Genomic DNA, 19,827 nt, shown 5'->3' on the forward strand with positions numbered 1-19,827 from the left:
AAATAAAATCAATAAAAAAACATTCCATCATTTTTATGAAAAATAAGATATTTAAATACTTAAATATTATATTCATATAAGATTAATGTAATATTTCATTATCAGTAGCTAGGAAAAAGGAGGAACGATACTTTCACAAGGGAACCTCCTTTTTTATTCTATGAATCTATTCATTTTTTATACATTCCTAATCTAACGTAGTTTTATGATTCTCGTTTGTAACTGGATTATCCGAAAAACTGTATAAAATCTTGCATGTTCCTAGCATATATTTTTTCGGAATGCTGACGGTATTCCATGCCCATTAACTTAAGAAAAGTACACACCCCAAAAATAAAAAATGAGCTCATTTCTCAAAATAACTAACTATAGAGAAATAAAATTTCCATTTAGGAAGTACTGTAAAACCTTAACTTGATAGCAATGTGGCGATACCCCTATATACTAAAAGGGGCAGTAGAATCAAAATACACGTTAAGATAAGCGGGTGATTCAGTGACGTCCACCGTGATTCAAATCTGACTCTGAGTTCATCTCATACGTTATAGAAAGTATACCTAATTTAATAAATTCCCCAGCGATTTAACAATGTGCTAAAAACTGTTCAACCAGTGCGCAAAGGTTTATATTTTAAATGACGTGTTTAACACCGTACTCATCAAACTAAGATTATATAGCTTTAGTTTCATATGAGATTTTTTCTTTTCCTACAGTATCCGTCCAGCTTATTAAAAATAATAAAATCCCGTATTGAATAAAAACACGGGATTGTTATAAATGAGTTATTCACTTATTTGAAAGACGTTCATTCGTTACATATTACTTATTTAATTAAGAAACATTCATATACCAGCCCAAACATCTTTTCCATATCGCCCTTCATCTTGCAAACGATCCAACCAATTCCTTGCTTCTTGTTCACTAACTTCATGAAATTCTTGATAGGCTTGACAAAGGGTATCTTCTACGTCAGGAGCCATTTTACTTCCATCACCACATATATAAAGATGGGCCCCATTATCTAATAACGAAATTAAATGGATTCTATCTTCTTTTATTATATGCTGTACATATGTTTTAGGATGTCCTTCTAAGCGAGAGAAAGCTGTGTGTAAAGAGATTAATCCATCTCTTTCATCATTTTCTAGTTCTGTACGATAGAGATAATCCTTTTCAGGATGACGACAACCAAAGTATAGATGTGCTTCTCCTACCTTCATACCTTTTTGCTTTTGAACGCGACGCGCTTGTAAGAATCCACGGAATGGTGCAATTCCAGTACCTGGTCCAACCATGATAATTGGTGTTTCTGGATTTTCAGGTAATTGAAAGTTTGATTGTGGCGTTCGAATGAAACAGATAATCTCATCTTTATTATGACGCTGAGCTAAATAATTAGAAGCGACTCCTTCATATGTCCCTTCCCCGCTCCATGCAGGCGCATTTACAACACCGACCGTAATGCTCAGACGATCCTGTGCAACGAGTGGAGAGCTTGAAATTGAATAGTAACGCGGTTTGAGCGCCGGAAGAAGTTCTAAAAAGCGTTCAAATCGGATTTCACAAGCCTCATACTTTTCAAGAAGATCTAACATTGAAATACGTTTCTTTAATATTTGTTCTTGATAAACTCCCTCTTCCAATAATGATTCCAATTCCTTTTTATGAGGAGGGCATACTGTGAATGTCACCATTTCTCGTATTTGTGCTCGAGTGGCTGCTTCTTGCACTTCGACACTGTAACTAAGAAGGTCATATAAACGAACAGGACTGTCTAAAGGTATGTGATTTACACTGCGCCCACTTGCGCTTAATATGACTTGATCCTTCCCGTTTAATCCAAAGCGTTTTAAAATTCGGTTGACATTTTTCTCACTATTAATTGGTAGTACCCCAAGGTGGTCTCCTTCTTTATATGTAGCCCCTTCTGGCAAGGATATTTCAATATGTCGCGTGCTTCTTTCACTGCTAGATGATTGAAGTTCACGATTTTCTAATATAGATGCATAAACTGCTTCATATGTTTGCGCAAGAGGAGATCCTCCAAGACGGCTGACAAATTGTAGGCTCAAAGTACTGCGTTCTTTCTCCATGTTTTTGTTAAGTTCCAATCCAAATGCCTTCATCGCATCAGACCACATACTTTGTTTCCATTGCTCGAGCTGTTCCTCGAAATCACCACTTGCATCTGCTTCTCCGCGTTTAGAAAATCTTGTTGCTCCTTTTTGAGCCATTTGCTCATCAATGTATCTTGGAATTCGCTGATAAGTACTAGCCCAATTATGATCTCCACAACCAAAAACTGCGTATTGAACACCTTTTAGCTCATCCGGTTTTAATTCCTCCAGCCACTGCACAAACTGCCCTGCATTACTTGGCGGTTTTCCATTATAAGAAGAAGTTACAATAAGAACCGCTCCTTCTTTCGGCAAACTTCCAATTCGATCGTTAAGAGCTGCCACTTCCGTTTGAACACCTTCTAAACTAGCTGTATCTGCTAGTTCTCTTGCAATACCTTCTGCTACCCCTGTATCCGAGCCATACAGAACAAGAAGTGAAAGATTATCGGCTCCAATAATGGAAGGAGTCTTCTGAACTTGCTGCTTGGTTTCATGGTTTTTCAGTTTCTCCTCTGTAGGCGCAAGAACAGTAGTATGGCTAATAGTTTCATTTCGAGGTACAATCCTAATTTTAAAATCACCAGGCTTTAGCGTTAATGTTTGTTTTACGTCCAGCTGATAGTCTTCATAATCGATGAATTCAAAATGTTGAAGAAGCATTCCCATTACGAGTGTCGCTTCATGAAGTGCAAACTGCATACCGATACATGCTCGCTGACCATTTCCAAATGGTTTATAAGCATGATGAGGAACCTTATCCAGCTCTTCAAATCGTTCAGGTTGGAATTCTTCCACATTGTCTCCCCACGCGTCTTTATCCCTATGTAGCTGCGGAATAAGGACAGAAATACGATCCTCGCCTTTCTTAATTGGATATTTCCCACCAATTACTGTATCTTCTTTTGCATAGAGACTGAATGCTGGAGCAGTCGGCCATAGACGTAGTGATTCATTTAAAATCATCCGTATATACTTAAGCTTCATAACTTGTTGGTATGTTGGAGTGGGATCTGTCAAAACACGGTCTACTTCTTCATAGGCTTTTTTCAATTTATCCGGATTCTTTAATAAAAAATAGATTGCAAAAGATAATAATCCACTTGTTGTTTCATGCCCAGCTATTAAAAAGGTAATAATTTGGAAACGAATATTTTCATCATCTAATTTTTCACCCGTTTCCGGATCCTGCACATTTAACATACGGGAAAGTAAATCATTTTCTTCCTGATTTCCACTACTTTTACGTTCAGCAATAATATTATCTACTAAAGAAAACATAGATTGAATATCATGCTGAAATTGACGTTTCGTTCTCCACATGAGTTTGTCTTCTATATCCAGTCTCTGCAATTGGTGCATCGCCTCATCTAGAGCACGGGTCATGCTAGTGATAAAAGGATGAGAGGTCTCACGATAAAAGCTATTGAATCGGTAATTAAAACCACATAGACCAATTGTATCTAATGTAAGGCGAGTCATATCCCCTGGGACATCTACATTTTCATTCGGATTCAGTCTTGCCCATTTTTGAACGAGTTGCACGGCAATATCGACCATCATAGCATGATAATCTTTCATTGCCCGTTGACTGAATGTAGGCATCAAAATATTATGAGCTTTTTTCCAGTTAGGCTCGTCAGTCTCGCTTGTAAATAGTCCGTCTCCAGCAAAGGCACGAACCTTTGCTAAAGCACCCTCTATACTTTTATCAAATCTTGTTTCATCACAAACTTCCGCTACCAGTTCATGTCCAGAAACGACAATGATGGTATCACTTAAAGTTTGAATTTGAAAAATAGGACCATACTCTTCTGCCAGCTTAATAAACGATAGAGTCGGTTTATCTTTATCGATTAATGGGAGATTCCCCAGCGGTCCATATGTTTTCGGCTGAGGAATGGCAGATACTTTTTTATCCATTACAAACACCCTTTCAAAAAATACTAAAATATCCCATTCAATAAAAAGAAGATAGCAATGAATCGCCTGGAATAAAGTTATGTAATTGATTACCTTATTTTATCTTTTCCCTAACTATTCACGATTATGATATTACTTATAAGGTTGGTAATCTAAACCGTCTATTGACATTAGATTTATACCTTGCAGAAAAAATAATATATTACAATGAGGCATATTATTATAATGTTTATTAGAAATTGAGAGCTAAAGATTGTAGTATTAGGGAAACCAGTAGTTTCTCATGTCAATTCAAACAAATACGATAAGCAAGTATACTCTGTTGCTAATGAAAAAGGATTTGATATTCATATCAAATCCTTTTTCATTCTGTGTAATTATTTCACTTTTTCTTTCATCTCTTTTCCCCTTTTAGTAGAAATCATCATCTCGATTTTTATTTTGCTCTATCGATTTAACCTCTCGACAGCTTCCGCGCTTGTATCTACACGTTTAACGAAAAAAACTAATAGTAGCGCAACAACATTCATGCCAAGCGCTACATAGAATGAATGCTGAATTCCGGATAACAAAGCCTTCTGCGTTACCATTGCCTTCGTAGCTTCTGTAAAGGTTGTTGGATCTACATGAGCCATTAAACTTTCAGCTTTTGTTTTTGTTACAGAATTCATAATCGTAACAAGAATAGCAGTACCAATCGAACCGGATACTTGTTGAGCTGTATTATTAACAGCTGTACCGTGCGGATTTAAGCGCGTTGGCAATTGATTAAGGCCATTTGTCATAAGTGGCATCATCACCATCGCCATCCCAAACATCCGCAGTGTGTAAATAAGAATAATATGTGTGTGACTAGAATCGATTTGCAGATTTGCCAACATATAAGTTGAAACAGCTGTAATGGAAAGTCCTACTATACCAAGTAGCCGAGGGCCATATTTATCAAATAGTTTACCTGTAATCGGTGACATAACTCCCATTATTACCGCACCTGGAAGCATCATCAGCCCAGAGCTCAGCGGCGAAATACCACGGACATTTTGTACATAAGCCGGTGTTAAAATCATCCCCGAAAACATAGCCACCGCATTAACAATTGCAATTACAGACGCAAGTGCAAACATTGGGTACTTATAAACACGTAAATCCAATAACGGTTCATTCATTTTTAATTGACGAATAATGAATGCAATTAGGGCAATAGCGCCTATGATTAAGGTTATTACGACAACTTTATTTGTCCAACCATCGGAGCTTGCAGAACTAAATCCATATAACAAACCGCCAAAACCGACAGAAGATAATAGTAATGAAAGATAATCAAGTTTTGCATTTTTGTTTTGTCTCATGACATTCTCAGATTTCCAAATCCCTAACAGTAAGCTAATGATTGCTAGCGGTAAAATCATTTCAAAAAGCAAACGCCAGTCATAATACTCTACAATATAACCTGATAGTGTCGGTCCAATTGCTGGAGCTGTAATCATAACTAACCCAAAAATCCCCATTGCTGTTCCCCTTTTTTCTCTCGGAAAGCTTACTAGCATAATATTCATTAACAAAGGTCCCATCACTGAAGAACCTGCTGCTTGAACCATCCGACCAGTAAGTAATAAACCGAAGTTCGGTGCTACAGCCGCTAAAGCCGTACCAAGGATAAAAATCAACATGGATGTAATAAATAAACTCCTATTGGAGAAGCGGGTTATTAAAAATGCTGATGCCGGAATTAATATACCACTTACAAGCATATATCCTGTAGAAAGCCACTGGATCGTTGAATAATCTTGAATTTCTAAATCCTTCATTATTGATGGCAAGGCCACATTTAAAAGCGAGTTATTTAGAAATGAAACAAATGCCCCAATAAAAAGGATTACAAGCATTACATATGGTGGTTTTCTTTTATGTAACGTTTCACTCATAGATTGATTTACCCCTTCATTATCAATTCCATTGATTAATTTAACTCGTTTGCATATTTGCACGAGAATTTATTACCCTTGCAGTATTTTGCCAAACTCTTCGAATGGATATTCTCTTTTTAGCAATTCTACTTACCCAGCTTAAAATTTTGAATGAATATGTAAACACGTTTGTTAACCGAAATTACATTAGGCTAAAATAAACAAAAAGAGCTAATGAAAATACCCTTCTAAAATAAAGCGAAACTTTAATCCATGTTTTTTTACTGACAGCCCACACACCCATTCCTTTAAATACAGGCTTGGAAATCTAGTTATGTAACCATCCATAAAAAGAAATATTACATAGGCTAAGTCTAACATTACATTTTTAAAGTAAGGGGAATAAGCTTATGCACCAATATTGGTATGTGAATTCAAAGGAAAACGAGGAACAATATAATAACCAAAATTCAATGTCATCATTATATTCACAGCCCCAAATAAATAAAGCTGACGAAATGAGTGGTTTGAAGATTTGTGAGGATTGGAGTTGTCGCTTCTATCCAATTGGTTCGGATTCACCAGCCAATTATATGACTTTCACTCCCGATCCTCCTCCCTTCTCTTTTGGTCAGCCAATCCATTATGCAGGGATGATGCCACAAGGACATCCTGCTAATTGGACCCCATTACCAAGCCATGCAGGTTTTAATTATCAAAAACCTCCCATCCCCTGGGCTCAACCATTCAACCATACAGGGATGTTCGCACAAGGTCATCTTGCCGCCTTACTCTCACCGCCAGCTAAAGCTTTTAAATTCAGTAACAATAACTGGGGTATTTTCGGAAACTCTCCAGGATGGGGCGGACAGATAAGTCCCATGGGATGGGGGAATAACGGAGGTTACGGTCAGCCAGGAATGCTTGGAAACTTACTTACAGTAGGAAAAGGCACTATGAATGGAATTGGAATGCTTAGTAGTCTAATGGGTATGGGGAAGTTCTTTTTTTAGTGGATTAGAACGAGAGGATAGGTCCATAGCCCAGACTTAAAAACCAGTTCCTTTTCTCCATTGATTTCATCTTCTTAAACATGCTTCTAATACTCCCTCCAAGTTCGTTTCCTCGTCTTTCAAATTATAAAAACATCTATTTTGTATCTGATAAATCAATAGAGGTGTAGTAGCACCAACAAAATGCAAAACCCGGTTCCTTTACGAAAGAACCGGGTTTTTTAATTTATTTGAAAAGTAGTCAAATCTTTTTTTCATTATTTAACACTTTGAACACGGCCAATTTGTCCATCTTGTAAGCGAACTTTAATGCCGTATGTATGTGTTTCACTATGTGTCAAAATATCTTTCACAACGCCACTTACAGTTTTACTATAGTCATTATCCAATTGAATAACTACATGTGAACCAACTGAAATTTGTGATCTTGTTGGTTTCCCACCTGTTGCTTGTGTCGGTTTTTCTTGTTTTTGTGTTCTCTCCTGTTGTGTAGATTGCTGTTGCTGAGCCTTCTTCTCTTCTTGCTTGCGTTTTTCTTCAGCGACTCTTTGTTGCTCTTCTTGCTTACGTTTTTCTTCTTCTACTCTTTGCTGCTCTTCTTGTTTACGTTTCTCTTCTTCTGCTTTTTGTTGCTCTTCTTGTTTACGTTTTTCTTCTTCTGCTTTTTGTTGCTCTTCTTGCTTACGTTTTTCTTCTTCTACTCTTTGCTGCTCTTCTTGTTTACGTTTCTCTTCTTCTGCTCTTTGTTGCTCTTCTTGTTTACGTTTTTCTTCTTCTGCTTTTTGTTGCTCTTCTTGTTTACGTTTTTCTTCTTCTACTTTTTTGTCTTCATCCACTTTTTGCTCATTTGGCGCGCCCTTTAACTTTTCTTCATTACCTTTACAAGCACTTAAAGCAATTACACATAAACTCATAAGTGCAAATAATAACAATTTCTTTGACATTTAAAAATCCTCCTATATACACATTACAAATCAATAACTTTCATAGCATAACAAAAATACAATCCTTTCTTTGTCAAAATTTGTCGTATATATTTATTTTCTACTAAGCACTGATACTACGATAAAAATGGAGATTATTATGTCGATTCTTGCAAAAAATACGTTCGTCTGCTAGTCAAGTAAACCTAATTCATAAAAATCTTCATCTTATGTATGAAAGAACTTGAAGCAAAAAATGGAAAGAGGCTTTCTCAAGTATTTAGTGAAACCATTGAAAAAGCATTAATAATCCGAGATATTTTAATTAGCATAATCTATTACTTACGAATAATAGGAAAGGATTTTCCATCGAAAGATCCTTTCCTATTGCTCATCTAACTTAATAAATAGGTTAATTGCATAACGCTCTTCTAACTTTCCTTGCGAAGCTTAGTGGATCATCAACGTCTTCAATATTAACGTAAATCAACATACCTTCGCCGTGGATTAATTATTAACCCATAAGCTTGCCATAAATGCTGTTGGTTTGTAATAAAGTTTGATCAAAAGCATGCTACAAAAATTGATTTTTTGATATAAAAACAAAATATTCCGAAAAAAAACTCGGTCAAAATGCTTGGTTTTTTTGTTGTTAGTGAATCATTTTTCATAAAAAAGTTTAATCATTTTTCTACCTGTGTTTGCTCAACAATCGCGCCCAATTGCGATATTATTAAATTGTTACCCTTTTTTCCTTTTCGGCCAAATAAAATTGCTTATGGCAATCAAAAGATCGATACCCAACACAAGTGTCCATACTTTTAGAAAGCCAGCCAACACTTCTGTTCGCGAAGAATCGTTAATTAAATAGATTAAGACAAATAAAATTCCGGCACCTATTAGAAAAGCAAGCACATGTTGTCCCCAGCTTTTAAAGTAGTGTTTTGCATAATCCATGCCAAATCTTTTAACTGGTTTCGCTCCTTGTTTCATCACATAATATTGAAAGCGTATATCAGCCCACTCAATCATACTCCTACCGAATGCGATTGAGATTCCAATATAAACAGCAGCTATTGCATGCACTTGGGTAGCAGTCGCACCACGATACAAGTCCACACCCGTAACAACTAATAAAATTAAATCAATAACAGGTGTTAAAGCTAGGAAAAACAATCCTAATTTATTTTTCTTAAGGATATATCGTGTGAGCAGACCTAAAGTTATAACAACCCAAAACCCTATTTCACAAGCAACGATCAACCACGCAATTACATTCACCCCAACACCCCCTTGTACAACGCAATTACTCGCTTTTCCTTAACAGTACCACAATATGGCCCTTTAGTGGAGTAACTTTATTGCATAGGATGGTTAATTATTTTGCGTAGTTTTAGTACTTTCAGGGAATTCATAAGATGTAGAGATTGAGCCACTTAAATGAATGGCAGAAGGATAATTTTATTATTTATATTACAATACCTTAAGAGCTATGGAACAAATTCTTCAACTAAGCAGCTAATAGAAGCCTGGAGATTTTCCACAATCAGTAGCTCGTCGCTATCAAACTAAAATTTCATTTTAGGGAAGAATGTATTTCTTTACATGATAGCAATGGGATTTCTCCAGTATTTCGAACAAAAACCACACTAAGCACATTTTCATACAAAAAAGCCAATTTTTGTCCTACTAAGGATAAACCGGCTCATTGTAATTGATCTTGAAGGACTCGTTATATAAACTCGTCATTTTCATCAAAAAACATGGCTCTAGCTAATACATTTTTATTCGATTTTTGGTTAATAGAGACATGTGATTTAAATTATCCTTTGTTATATAGACCAGTCATTTGCCACATTTCTTTTTACATATATTTTTTTAAAAGAAGGTTTCCATTCTGAGAAATCCTCATAAACAAACGTTATGTTGTTACATATTTCCTCTGCAACTTCATACATATGTTTTATATCATTAGCCATAAATAATATAGCCCCTTTGCGTTGCGTGCTATCTATAATAGTTGGTATGGTATCGCCCTCTTTTACTACTAGATCAATTAATACGACCTCGGATATGTTAGTTAGCCCTTTATACTTGATTTCTTTTAAGCAACCTGGTTTTGGAATCAAGCTTAAAGACATAGCATGACATTTTGAAGGTACACATCTAAATTCATCTATAGTCTCAGTATTTAGCGCATCATAATAGTATCCAAATTGAGATATGCCAGTTGTTAGTTCCACCATCTTCCAGATGTTGCCCCCACCTATTCTAACTTGAGACTCTATAATTATTGGCTTATTTTGTTTGTCTAACTTTATTTCTGTATGAGTAATGCCATTTTCCATTTGCATGTCGTTCAAAAACATCATTACTTTCTCCATAATTAATTGTTTTTGAGATTCATCTATAGGTGCCGGCATAATCGTATAGTTTATTAGAAATGTATCTTCTTTACATACTTCAGCTGAGATAGCAAGTATAGAATGTTTTTTGTTATAAGAAACGGTTTCAACCGTATAAACTATATCACCTGCAATATACTCTTCCACTAAAACAGGTAGTTGAATACCATTTTCTTCAATAAATACCCCTACGTCATCTCCCGAGTCTAGCTTACATACTCCTTTACCCCCTGCCCCAATCGGCGGCTTTATTATAACACTATCTTTTTTATTCAAAAATTCATTAATATCTTCAGTATTATTACAAACTGTCGAATCTATCGAAAAGTCTTTACCTGCTAGAATTTCACGCATCATGTCTTTATTACGAGTTATCATATTAGCATTGTAAGAAGGTCCTTTAACATTAAAAATCTTTGCAATTATACAAGCCGTATCTAATGCTGTTTCGTTGAAAGATACAACCACATCAAAAGGTTTCTCTTTAAATAATTCTTCAGCATAGTATATAGATAAGGGTATGTTTGTTGTATCTATTTCTTTTTTATAGAAACATTTTTCTAAGATAAATCCATCAAAATATATGTGTCTAGCGTAAGATCCTATATAGGAAACAGTGTACCCACTGTCTAATGCATCTTGTATAGGCTTTGTCCATCCCCCTATAAATAAAATATGTGGTTTATTTTCTATGTCAGTTCCTTTTAATACCTTATGCATCAATATCAGCTCCCCTAAAATGAACTCGTATATTCAATGTCAGTTCCTTTTAATATGCCTCGTCTTAACAACGCCACTAAACACAATGTTGTTCCAAATCCCCCTATAAATAATGTAATTTGAAGCCCGAATATAGAAATTAAAAGTGCACTAGCAAAACTTCCCAATGCCCAAGCTCCCCAATTAAGCGTGCGCTGTACAGCATTTACTCGGCCCAGCATGTGATTTGGTGAGGCAAGTTGTCGTATAGTTGCGGCGTAAGGGCCAAATACACCTTCTCCCATACCATGTATAATACTTGCGGCTACTATACCGTAAATTGTTCCCATATATCCCATTATCGGTATAAAAGCCAAACCGGTAACTGATACAGTAGCGCTATAAATAAGCATTTTTGTATTATTAATTTGTTGACTTTTTTTCATGAGAACCGTATTACCTATTAAAAATCCGACCGCTGCTGAACCTACAACAAACCCTATTTCAATTTCAGATAGACCCATTACCTTATAAAGGAATATTACTAAAATACTATTTAGTATGTATTTAAAAAAACCGTAAACAGCACCACATGTCACAATTGGCTCTAATACAGGGTGTTTTTTGAAATATATCAGACCTTCATATATGTTTTGGTATATGGATTTTATATTTACGTCTTTTAAAGAACCCTCTGTATGCGGTTTAAACTTTGAAATAAATAATACAAACATAAAACAAACAAAATAAGTTACTGCGTCAACAGTGAATGAACCTGTTAATCCAACTAGAGTAATGACGATTCCAGCTAGCATAGGACCAATTACTATAGAAAGAGACTCTGAAAGTGCTAGTTGAGCATTTCCTTTTTTTAAGTTGTCTTTATCTGTTACTATTTCCGGTAAGAAAGAAGGAATAGCGATGTTGTAAAATGTGGTGAATATTCCATTTAAAAACATGACAACTACCAATAAGGGGAACGTTATAATATTTGTTACAGTCAGTATGAATACTGATAAAAACAATACTCCTTGACATATACTACAAATTAGCAAAATATTTTTCCTATGAAAAATGTCTATTAAAGCACCGGCTACTAACCCAAAAATTAGATAAGGGACGAATATAACCCCACGAAGTATAGCAGCATTTGCTTCACTTGTTTGTAACACCTCTAATGCAAAAAGCGGCAAAGCTACTATTGTAAACTGAGTACCTAATAAACTTATAGACTGTCCTAACCAAAGCTTGTGAAAATTAAAATGATTGCTACCTTTCATAATATCCCCCCGTCAAATCCAGCTTTATAAATTATCAAGTTTGCGATATAAGTCAAAGCAGGCGAAACCTACCTTTCAACTAATGTCTGTACCACATAAAAATTCGAAACCTAATATAAAAACGATTTTAGTTTCAAATGATGACTAGATGTTTAAAAATCTTCTAGCTAATGAAAAGCTCATCTTCCGAAAGATACTTCCACATTCGTTTATAAACCAAATGGTATACTGATGGAATTCACTTGTAAGAATCTGATTGTGAATTAGTTTGTTTCGAATTCATTTTCCAATCGTATGTCACTTTGAATCACCTCCAGCATCAGTATAACCTTGAAGGCACGCTATTGTACGCATTTTGGAATGTAATAGCAAGATAACGAAGCTACGATGACGAAATGAATGGATTTAACCTTGTCATTGGAGGACATATTCACATGACAATTGATTAAAATAGATCATTCACTATAAAATAAATTTTTAGATAAACCAAAATAACATGCAAAAAAACCCCTTCAAAATTTGAAGGGGTTTTTTAATATATAGAAATTAGCTTAAAGCAAAGATAACAACTCTTGAAGGGGGCATTTTTTTTTATTCATGTTTATTGAGGAGCCTTTGTTTGAAGCAACTTTAACCCCATCCCAATAAAAATCAGTCCTGTTACTTTATTTAGAATCATTCCTACCTTTTGATTTCCTCTTAATTTTTTGGTGACATAGGAAGAGAAATAAGCAACAAATAAACACCACAATAGTCCAGTTACTGTAAAAGTAATTCCTAAAATGATAAAAGGTATAGGATCTGAAGCCTTTGTATCTATAAACTGCGGCAGAAACGCAATAAAGAATAAAGAGACTTTTGGATTCGTAAGACTTGTTAAGAGTCCTTGTAAATGTATCTTTCTTTTGATTTACAACCGATAAAACTGATGGGGTGTACCATTCGTATCACGGAGCCAAAACTCACTATTGAATAAATAAAACCCCAGAAATCCAAAGGTCTCTGGGGCTTCCTTATATATTTAGCTCTTTTTGCTTTTTGTTTTGTTTATGTCTATACAGTAATTTTCGACTTATGAGAGAAATCAGTAATAAGATCAATATTAGTACGAAAAGTTGCATAAATGACAAATCAAAATATTTAGCACCTGTAACGATTAAAAGTGTAGAAATTGTGCCTTTTACAACGAAAAAAATAATAACCCATAATCCGCCTTTTTTCCAGTTCATTTTATATTATCCTTTCCTACGTTTAAGTTCTTAAAAGATTTAGTAATAGTTCTTGAATGTGATACCTTAATAGAAATCTATTATATGAATATAAGAAATAGACTTTTTCATAAAATTCATGTCCAATTACATACGACGATTCCATCATAAATGAAAATGATATTCAGTGTCAATTTTATTGACTATTTGAAAACCTGTTTCTTCATCTGAATCTCTCTCCACTTTACTTCTTATAAGCAATAAACTCTTGTATTCAAACAAAAACACCTCCATTGCATTTGCACACTTTGTATGCGAATGCAAGAGGTGTTTTTTCATGTACCATCAGGTGCTTTATTTATTCGTTTAAGTTCTTAATACGTACCTATTTTCTAGTACACGATAACTGGATCATACGTGTTCAAACTATCATAAACAGTTTTTGCAACATTAGGAAGGAGGTTTACACAACCGCCTGATCCTCCTGTTAAATAAGCATTACTTCCCCAGTCTTTTCGCCAGCCAGCATCGTGGAATCCTTGACCGCTATTTGTGAATGGAACCCAGTAATCTACTTTCACTGCATAATCAGCTTTCCCTACTGCGCTACCTCTTAGCGTATATGGTGTTCGTTTGTATAGAACGTACCACACACCTGGTGATGTATCTTCACCTGTGCTATGTTTACCCGTTACTACATTTGTTGTGAGGACTAATTTCCCATCTTTGTAAATCCAAATTTGTTGATCTGCAATTGAAACTTCTGCATATGTGTCTCCGATACCATTATTCGATGTTGTTTTATAACCGATCCCTTCTTTCTCCCAACCATTCCCGTGAATGTTAGAAGCAGAAAGTGATTTTTCGCCTTTTTCAAAGGCTTGCCCAACTTGTTTTGTCTCTTTTTCCACATCTAGTGCCCAGCCGTATCCTTGTCCTTTTACTGATATAACCGAACCAGAATGTGTTTTAAAAGCGAAGTCTTTATGTAATGTAGATTTAGCCTTATTAATTTCAGCAACCTTATTCTTAATATCGCTCGCATCGATTGTCACTTTCATATCCTTTGACATAGTGGCATTTTGAATTAAATCTTTTGCTTTTAATGAATACACTTCATTTTGCACTTTATAATCAACAGACTGCGTAAGAAGATTCTGTAATGCTTTCTCTTCTTTTTTAATAATCGGATCGTTTTCTTTAATAGGCTGTATGTATGCAGACTTTAAATGAATTTCGCTTTTATGCTTCTGCTTATCGTAATCTTTTAGTAAACTCGTAACGTCGTACTGTTTTCCATCAACGCTCTTCGAAATAACAATTTTTCCTTGTTCAAGCTTCGCCATAGCATCTTGAGGTGCCTTTAATTTTTCATTCATAGACACGAGCTTTTCTTCTACAAGTTTTTTCATCGTTTCACTACGATACTGCTCTGCCTTTTTTGGTAGCAATGAATAATCTTTTTCCTTTGAAGAAGGGAAAAATGTCCACTGGCTTTTTAATAGTTTCTTAACTTGCGGCAAATCTTTTTCCGTCAGTTCCGTTTTTGTCTCTTTTTCATTTAAAATTTGTTGTTGATCAATATAAACTTTGTTTGCTAGTCCAGATGTTTTTAATTTCTGTATTGCCTCATCAGCGCTCATACCACCGACTTTTGTATCATTAATCGTAACATTTGAATTGAAGTGAGTTGCCTGATAATAACTCATTCCCCCAAGGAGAAGTGCAAGTACACCGCCACCTGCTGCGATAAGCTTCCAATTTGTAAAACGTTTTTTGGATCTTACCCGTTTTTTCTCAACTTCTTCAACAGATTCATTTACTGTATTGTTGTTCATCAATCTTTCCCCCGTATACATTAACGTCAATTGATTTTAAACCAAAACCATTGAATAGTGTACCTTATTTTTCCTGAAATTTCATTGTTTTTAACTAGGTTTTATCTCATTTAATCTATTAAAGTTAGATTTTTTAATAGAAAGATATATAAAGATAGTAAATAACGCGAAAAAGGACCACATCAATCGAGTTATTATGGGACCCATCGCATTTTGAAGGATGATACTCTATAAACATTTTAACCTAGTAAAGTAATTTTTAGAAGGTCCAAGTTAGAGACAGGCAGCATAGAATATCTCTTATTTATGAAAAATATCCACAAAAAATGACCTACATGTAGACTCTTTTTTGTGAATATTTTAATGCCGCATATTTTATTAATTTAAATGCGAACCATGCTTCCTGCTTGTCACCAGGTTTCACACCCTCTAATCTGCCTAACTAATTTCACCTTATGATATCTTTATCATCAACAATTTCAAGTTTCTTGAAAACTATTATATATGTTTATACCACGCTTTATTGATACGTTTAATCTTTACAGGTGTTGAATTTTTAGACTCATCCTTTGTTGTAACCCTATTATTAGAACATCCTGCAATAGTGAGACAGCATGTAGCCAATAAAACTAATACTATTAATTTCTTCAAATAGCCACTCCTATATAAGGGAAATATTATATTAAGAAAACTAAACATAACATCGAATCTTTATAAAAACAATATATTTCCTAGTTTTATTATCCGTTGGCAGATTAAAGCACACCTTAAGGAGCATGAATCCAATGTCTAATTTCCATTTTATCCGATTCTCAATGTTTATTCCAACATAAAAAGATAGCTATTATTGTTGAAAACTAATTATCTCTCAAAATGAAAAATATGAACTGAATCCCTATAATCCAATATAGTTTACTCAGCTAACTTTTCCCCTGTAACAATCCGAAACAAAGTAGCTGCATTTTTTTCTTCTAATTGAGCGTACCGATTACCACCCGAGATGATTTCCACTGTATCCTTATTAGGACTTATCCAAATTTGATACAACACAGCTTTCGCCTCTATTTTCGGATTTTTAAATTGAAAAATAAAATGATAATCAGCTGGACGAGACATTTCCACTTTTTTATTTTCAAAAATAGTATCCTTTAATATTTTCTTTACTTGCATCACTTCATTATTATCTGTCACTACCTTAAAATCTTCATATTCATTATCACCAATATCTTTTTGCACTTCAATTCTTTGCTCTTCATTTCCTAGTATATTTGAACAGCCGGTTATTATGAATATACAGATACTAATCATAACTAGAGGCCAATTTCTAACTTTCATATTAATACCCTCTTTTCAATACAAAATATTTTATTTTGTAAAATAAAGGTAATTAATTTAGACTTAAAAATATAAATAATAAAGAGAAAGGAGTATCGTTCCATGCAGTTAAAAACATACACTTGGAAAAGCTATACGTTTCTCTTTGCAAGTATATTCGTTACTATTAATCTCTTTCTTTTCACACCTATTTTAGACAGAGTTGGAGTAGAATATATCGTGCCTTTCGCCTACTTCATATTAGCTTCCGCTGTCATAGCGATCCTATTAGCGGTCATCTCTTTTTGTAGCCGAGCTGAGAAAAAAATTTTAGCCATCATCGGGTTATGTTTTACTCTATTTAATACAGCAATTATTTTATTCTTCCTTTGGTTCGGTTACCATTTCACTTAAGTGAAATATAAATAAACTCCATAAGCTACAAATAAAATTAATAAAATAAAAATACCGAGTATCGTGTATATCATCCATTTTAAGTTTGAACTCATATACTCCCCCTTCTGGCCTCCTAACAATTCCAGTATATAACAAAAAGCATTGGATACCCAATGCTTTTTCACACTTACGCGAATAAAAATGTATTCGCATATAAAGCTGGTGAACCACCTGAATGTACGAATAAAATGTTGTCTTCTTTATTAAATGTACCTTTTCTAATTAAGTCGATTAATCCCGCTACTGCTTTACCTGTGTATACTGGATCAAGTAAAATACCTTCAGTTTTTGCTAACAGCTGCACTGCTTCCACCATTTCTGGCGTTGGTAACGCGTAACCTGGCCCTACATATTCATCAAAGCATGTAACAGCTTCGCGCGGGATAAAGTTTGGAATACCAACGTGAGCTGACGTTTCATCTACAAGTTTTGCTACTTTCTCTTCTTGCTCTGCTTTTCCTCTACTTACGTTAATTCCGATTACTGGGATGTTACTTTGTGTTCCAGCAAAACCTGTAATTAACCCAGCGTGCATGCCGCCGCTACCGCTTACGCAAATGACTGAACTGAAATCAATTCCTTGGTCGAATGATTGCGCCATAATTTCTTGCGCACAAGCAACGTATCCCATTGCGCCAGTAGGATTTGATCCACCAACTGGAATGACATATGGTGTATTCCCTTTTTCACTTACTTCTTTCGCAACCTTATGCATCTCTTCCATAAGATCTGCTCCGTTTCGTACAACAATGACATTTTCAGCACCTAGTAAATGATATAAGAAATAGTTTCCATTAAAGTCTCGCTTCTCTTCTGGCTCAAGCCCTTCTTCTAATACAAGAATACATTTCATTTTCTCTTTCACCGCAGCTGCCAGTGTTAGGCGGCAATGATTTGACTGAATACCACCAGCTGTAATTAACGTATCTGCACCCTTCGCCTGTGCATCCGCAACTAGAAATTCTAACTTTCTCGTCTTATTACCACCAGCTGTTAAACCAAGTAAATCATCTCGTTTAAAATAAATAGTCGGTCCACCAAGTGCTTCAGAAAAATTGTTTAATTTTTCAATTGGTGTATATGATTCTGTATATTTTTTTCTCGGGAATTTAGCTAAATTCATGAATAACGCTCCTTTTGTACTTCTTTCACAATGTATGTAACGATACTATTATTACATGTAAAAATGATGAAGTCATCTTTCTGGGGTAAAAATGTGTTGGAATTCGGTTTTGGCGAATGGAATTGTATTAAAGGTTTTATCTTCAATACGGTACATGAAATTATAATAATGATTTTAACCATATTACGGTACATGAAATTTATATCGACGATTTTTAAAATATATCGTTCATAACTTGAAATATATCAACGATTTTTTCAATATATCGACGATTCGACATGAGATATCGACTTACCGACAAAAATCGACAATACAAAAAGGCCCACTCTTTAAAAAGCAGGCCCTCTTCCAATCACTTATTTGCCGAAAAACGAAGTAGCTGTGTTAATCCTGGTTCTAAATTCATTTCGCCTTTATGGCGTACGTATACAACCTTGTTCCCCTCAAATTTCGGAGGATTCCCTGGATTATACGTCAGCCACTCGTTCGTTCCTTCTACAGAGTACTCCATATACTCCGTTGCACCGACGATTATATTTTTACTATCATCAGCCGTTACATTTGGTGCCATTTGTGCAATTTTCGAATCACTAATTAATAATTTCTTTATTTCCTTATCACGTTTGTAATCGTAAGCTGTCACCATTACATCGCTACCATATGCTTTCACTTGCAACCCTTGTTTAAATGAATAACCATCAGGAGCAGTCTTCTCTCCTCCATTTGGTCCAGCCGACATCCAGCCTGTTTCAATACCACCTGTATTTACAACAGTAAATCCTTTTCTATCTCCGCCTGCAATTTTCTTTTTACCAGCCCAGTCTGGCAAGTTTAAATCCCAGTGCGTGTGACTCGTAAAGAAAACAACTTGTGGATAGTCTTTTAATATATCATACAACTTATCGACATTTAAATAATCTTGTAAGTACGGTGATTGTCTTGATCCAGACACCGTATCGGGTAAAACGTGATGAGAAAAAATGAAAATCGGCTTGTTTTTATCTTTTTGACTGTACTCTTCTAAATTTTGTTTTAACCAACCTAATTGTTCATCACTCATATATACTTCATCCCACATTTTTGAATCGTGGTATTTCATATATTTTTCCGTTCCTAAAAATAGAAGCGGATAACCATCTAATTCTTTTTTATGATATACATTTTCTTGTCCACTAAATTTCAGATAACGGTTAAATAAAGTTTCCTCAGTTACACCATTTGGCCATGTACTTTGAGATAACTTCCCATCAGCTGTCCATTTACCAGCATAAAACTCATGATTCCCAACAGTTGACCATACATTTTCCGGATGCTTATTTTTGTTTAACACACGCTTCACATCATCATATTGTGACTGTTGTCCAGTTGGCGTTATATCCCCATTCATAATAAGCGCTCTAGAAAGTGGCGTTACTTTATTCATATCTTTTAATACGTGATCAAAATCTCCTAAATCACCTTGAATGTCACTAATAACATTAAAAGTTGTAGCTGATTTTCGAACTTGCTCTTTCCCTTCCGCATGTGCTGAAAATGTCGGTAATAATGCCGCCATAACTGCTAACGAAGCAACTGTCTTTTTCATACAAATTCTCCCCCTAATAATAGAATGTACAAACTG

At 35.0% G+C, this 19,827-nt stretch carries 13 protein-coding genes and 2 pseudogenes; 2 read left to right on the plus strand and 13 right to left on the minus strand.

All coding sequences use genetic code 11. The features are described 5' to 3' along the window. Positions 1-842 precede the first annotated feature (842 nt). Positions 843-4,040 (minus strand): bifunctional P-450/NADPH--P450 reductase, encoded by a 3,198-nt coding sequence (cypD, locus tag PQF83_RS09870; RefSeq protein ID WP_272792297.1) that lies wholly within the window; start codon positions 4,038-4,040, stop codon positions 843-845. A 446-nt stretch (positions 4,041-4,486) separates the two neighbouring features. Next, positions 4,487-5,965 (minus strand): DHA2 family efflux MFS transporter permease subunit, encoded by a 1,479-nt coding sequence (locus PQF83_RS09875; RefSeq protein WP_000005131.1) that lies wholly within the window; start codon positions 5,963-5,965, stop codon positions 4,487-4,489. Between the two features lie 392 nt (positions 5,966-6,357). On the opposite strand from PQF83_RS09875, the gene PQF83_RS09880 reads away from it, so the two are divergent. Next, on the plus strand, positions 6,358-6,960 hold the full coding sequence (locus tag PQF83_RS09880) for a hypothetical protein (protein ID WP_000554439.1): 603 nt from the start codon (positions 6,358-6,360) through the stop codon (positions 6,958-6,960). Positions 6,961-7,217: 257 nt separating this feature from the next. Here PQF83_RS09880 and PQF83_RS09885 read toward each other — a convergent pair whose 3' ends face one another. The 9 genes and pseudogenes from PQF83_RS09885 to PQF83_RS09925 all read right to left on the minus strand — a co-directional run bounded on the left by PQF83_RS09885 (position 7,218) and on the right by PQF83_RS09925 (position 16,648). After that, positions 7,218-7,904 (minus strand): YwbE family protein, encoded by a 687-nt coding sequence (locus PQF83_RS09885; protein ID WP_048519848.1) that lies wholly within the window; start codon positions 7,902-7,904, stop codon positions 7,218-7,220. 391 nt (positions 7,905-8,295) lie between these two features. Continuing rightward, positions 8,296-8,373 (minus strand): annotated as a pseudogene (locus PQF83_RS09890) (DUF1259 domain-containing protein); the annotation flags it as partial. Between the two features lie 251 nt (positions 8,374-8,624). Continuing rightward, entirely contained in the window at positions 8,625-9,164 is a 540-nt protein-coding gene (locus PQF83_RS09895; RefSeq protein WP_001100682.1) for a hypothetical protein, read from the minus strand. Between the two features lie 551 nt (positions 9,165-9,715). After that, the gene (locus PQF83_RS09900) at positions 9,716-11,008 is read right to left on the minus strand and encodes an ATP-grasp domain-containing protein (RefSeq protein WP_000549726.1); all 1,293 of its coding nucleotides are present in this window, start codon (positions 11,006-11,008) and stop codon (positions 9,716-9,718) included. Positions 11,009-11,022: 14 nt separating this feature from the next. Further along, on the minus strand, positions 11,023-12,267 hold the full coding sequence (locus tag PQF83_RS09905) for an MFS transporter (RefSeq protein ID WP_000678801.1): 1,245 nt from the start codon (positions 12,265-12,267) through the stop codon (positions 11,023-11,025). 601 nt (positions 12,268-12,868) lie between these two features. Then, positions 12,869-13,171: pseudogene (locus PQF83_RS09910) on the minus strand (LysE family translocator); the annotation flags it as partial. A 109-nt stretch (positions 13,172-13,280) separates the two neighbouring features. Continuing rightward, entirely contained in the window at positions 13,281-13,496 is a 216-nt protein-coding gene (locus tag PQF83_RS09915; RefSeq protein ID WP_001104100.1) for a hypothetical protein, read from the minus strand. Between the two features lie 371 nt (positions 13,497-13,867). Further along, entirely contained in the window at positions 13,868-15,313 is a 1,446-nt protein-coding gene (locus tag PQF83_RS09920; RefSeq protein WP_001064109.1) for a L,D-transpeptidase family protein, read from the minus strand. Positions 15,314-16,225: 912 nt separating this feature from the next. Then, a complete protein-coding gene (locus PQF83_RS09925) occupies positions 16,226-16,648 on the minus strand; it encodes a hypothetical protein (RefSeq protein WP_000868333.1) in 423 nt (140 codons plus the stop codon). A gap of 102 nt (positions 16,649-16,750) precedes the next feature. Here PQF83_RS09925 and PQF83_RS09930 point away from each other — a divergent pair, with 102 nt between their 5' ends. Continuing rightward, entirely contained in the window at positions 16,751-17,041 is a 291-nt protein-coding gene (locus PQF83_RS09930; RefSeq protein WP_001176307.1) for a hypothetical protein, read from the plus strand. A 169-nt stretch (positions 17,042-17,210) separates the two neighbouring features. Here PQF83_RS09930 and PQF83_RS09935 read toward each other — a convergent pair whose 3' ends face one another. Both PQF83_RS09935 and PQF83_RS09940 read right to left on the minus strand, forming a co-directional pair. Then, positions 17,211-18,206 (minus strand): D-cysteine desulfhydrase, encoded by a 996-nt coding sequence (locus PQF83_RS09935; RefSeq protein WP_001046596.1) that lies wholly within the window; start codon positions 18,204-18,206, stop codon positions 17,211-17,213. Positions 18,207-18,558: 352 nt separating this feature from the next. Then, a complete protein-coding gene (locus PQF83_RS09940) occupies positions 18,559-19,791 on the minus strand; it encodes a DUF4073 domain-containing protein (RefSeq protein ID WP_000754280.1) in 1,233 nt (410 codons plus the stop codon). Positions 19,792-19,827: the final 36 nt, after the last annotated feature.

This window comes from Bacillus sp. FF-1, from assembly GCF_028548245.1.
In the GTDB taxonomy this organism is placed as follows: Bacteria; Bacillota; Bacilli; order Bacillales; family Bacillaceae_G; genus Bacillus_A; species Bacillus_A paranthracis.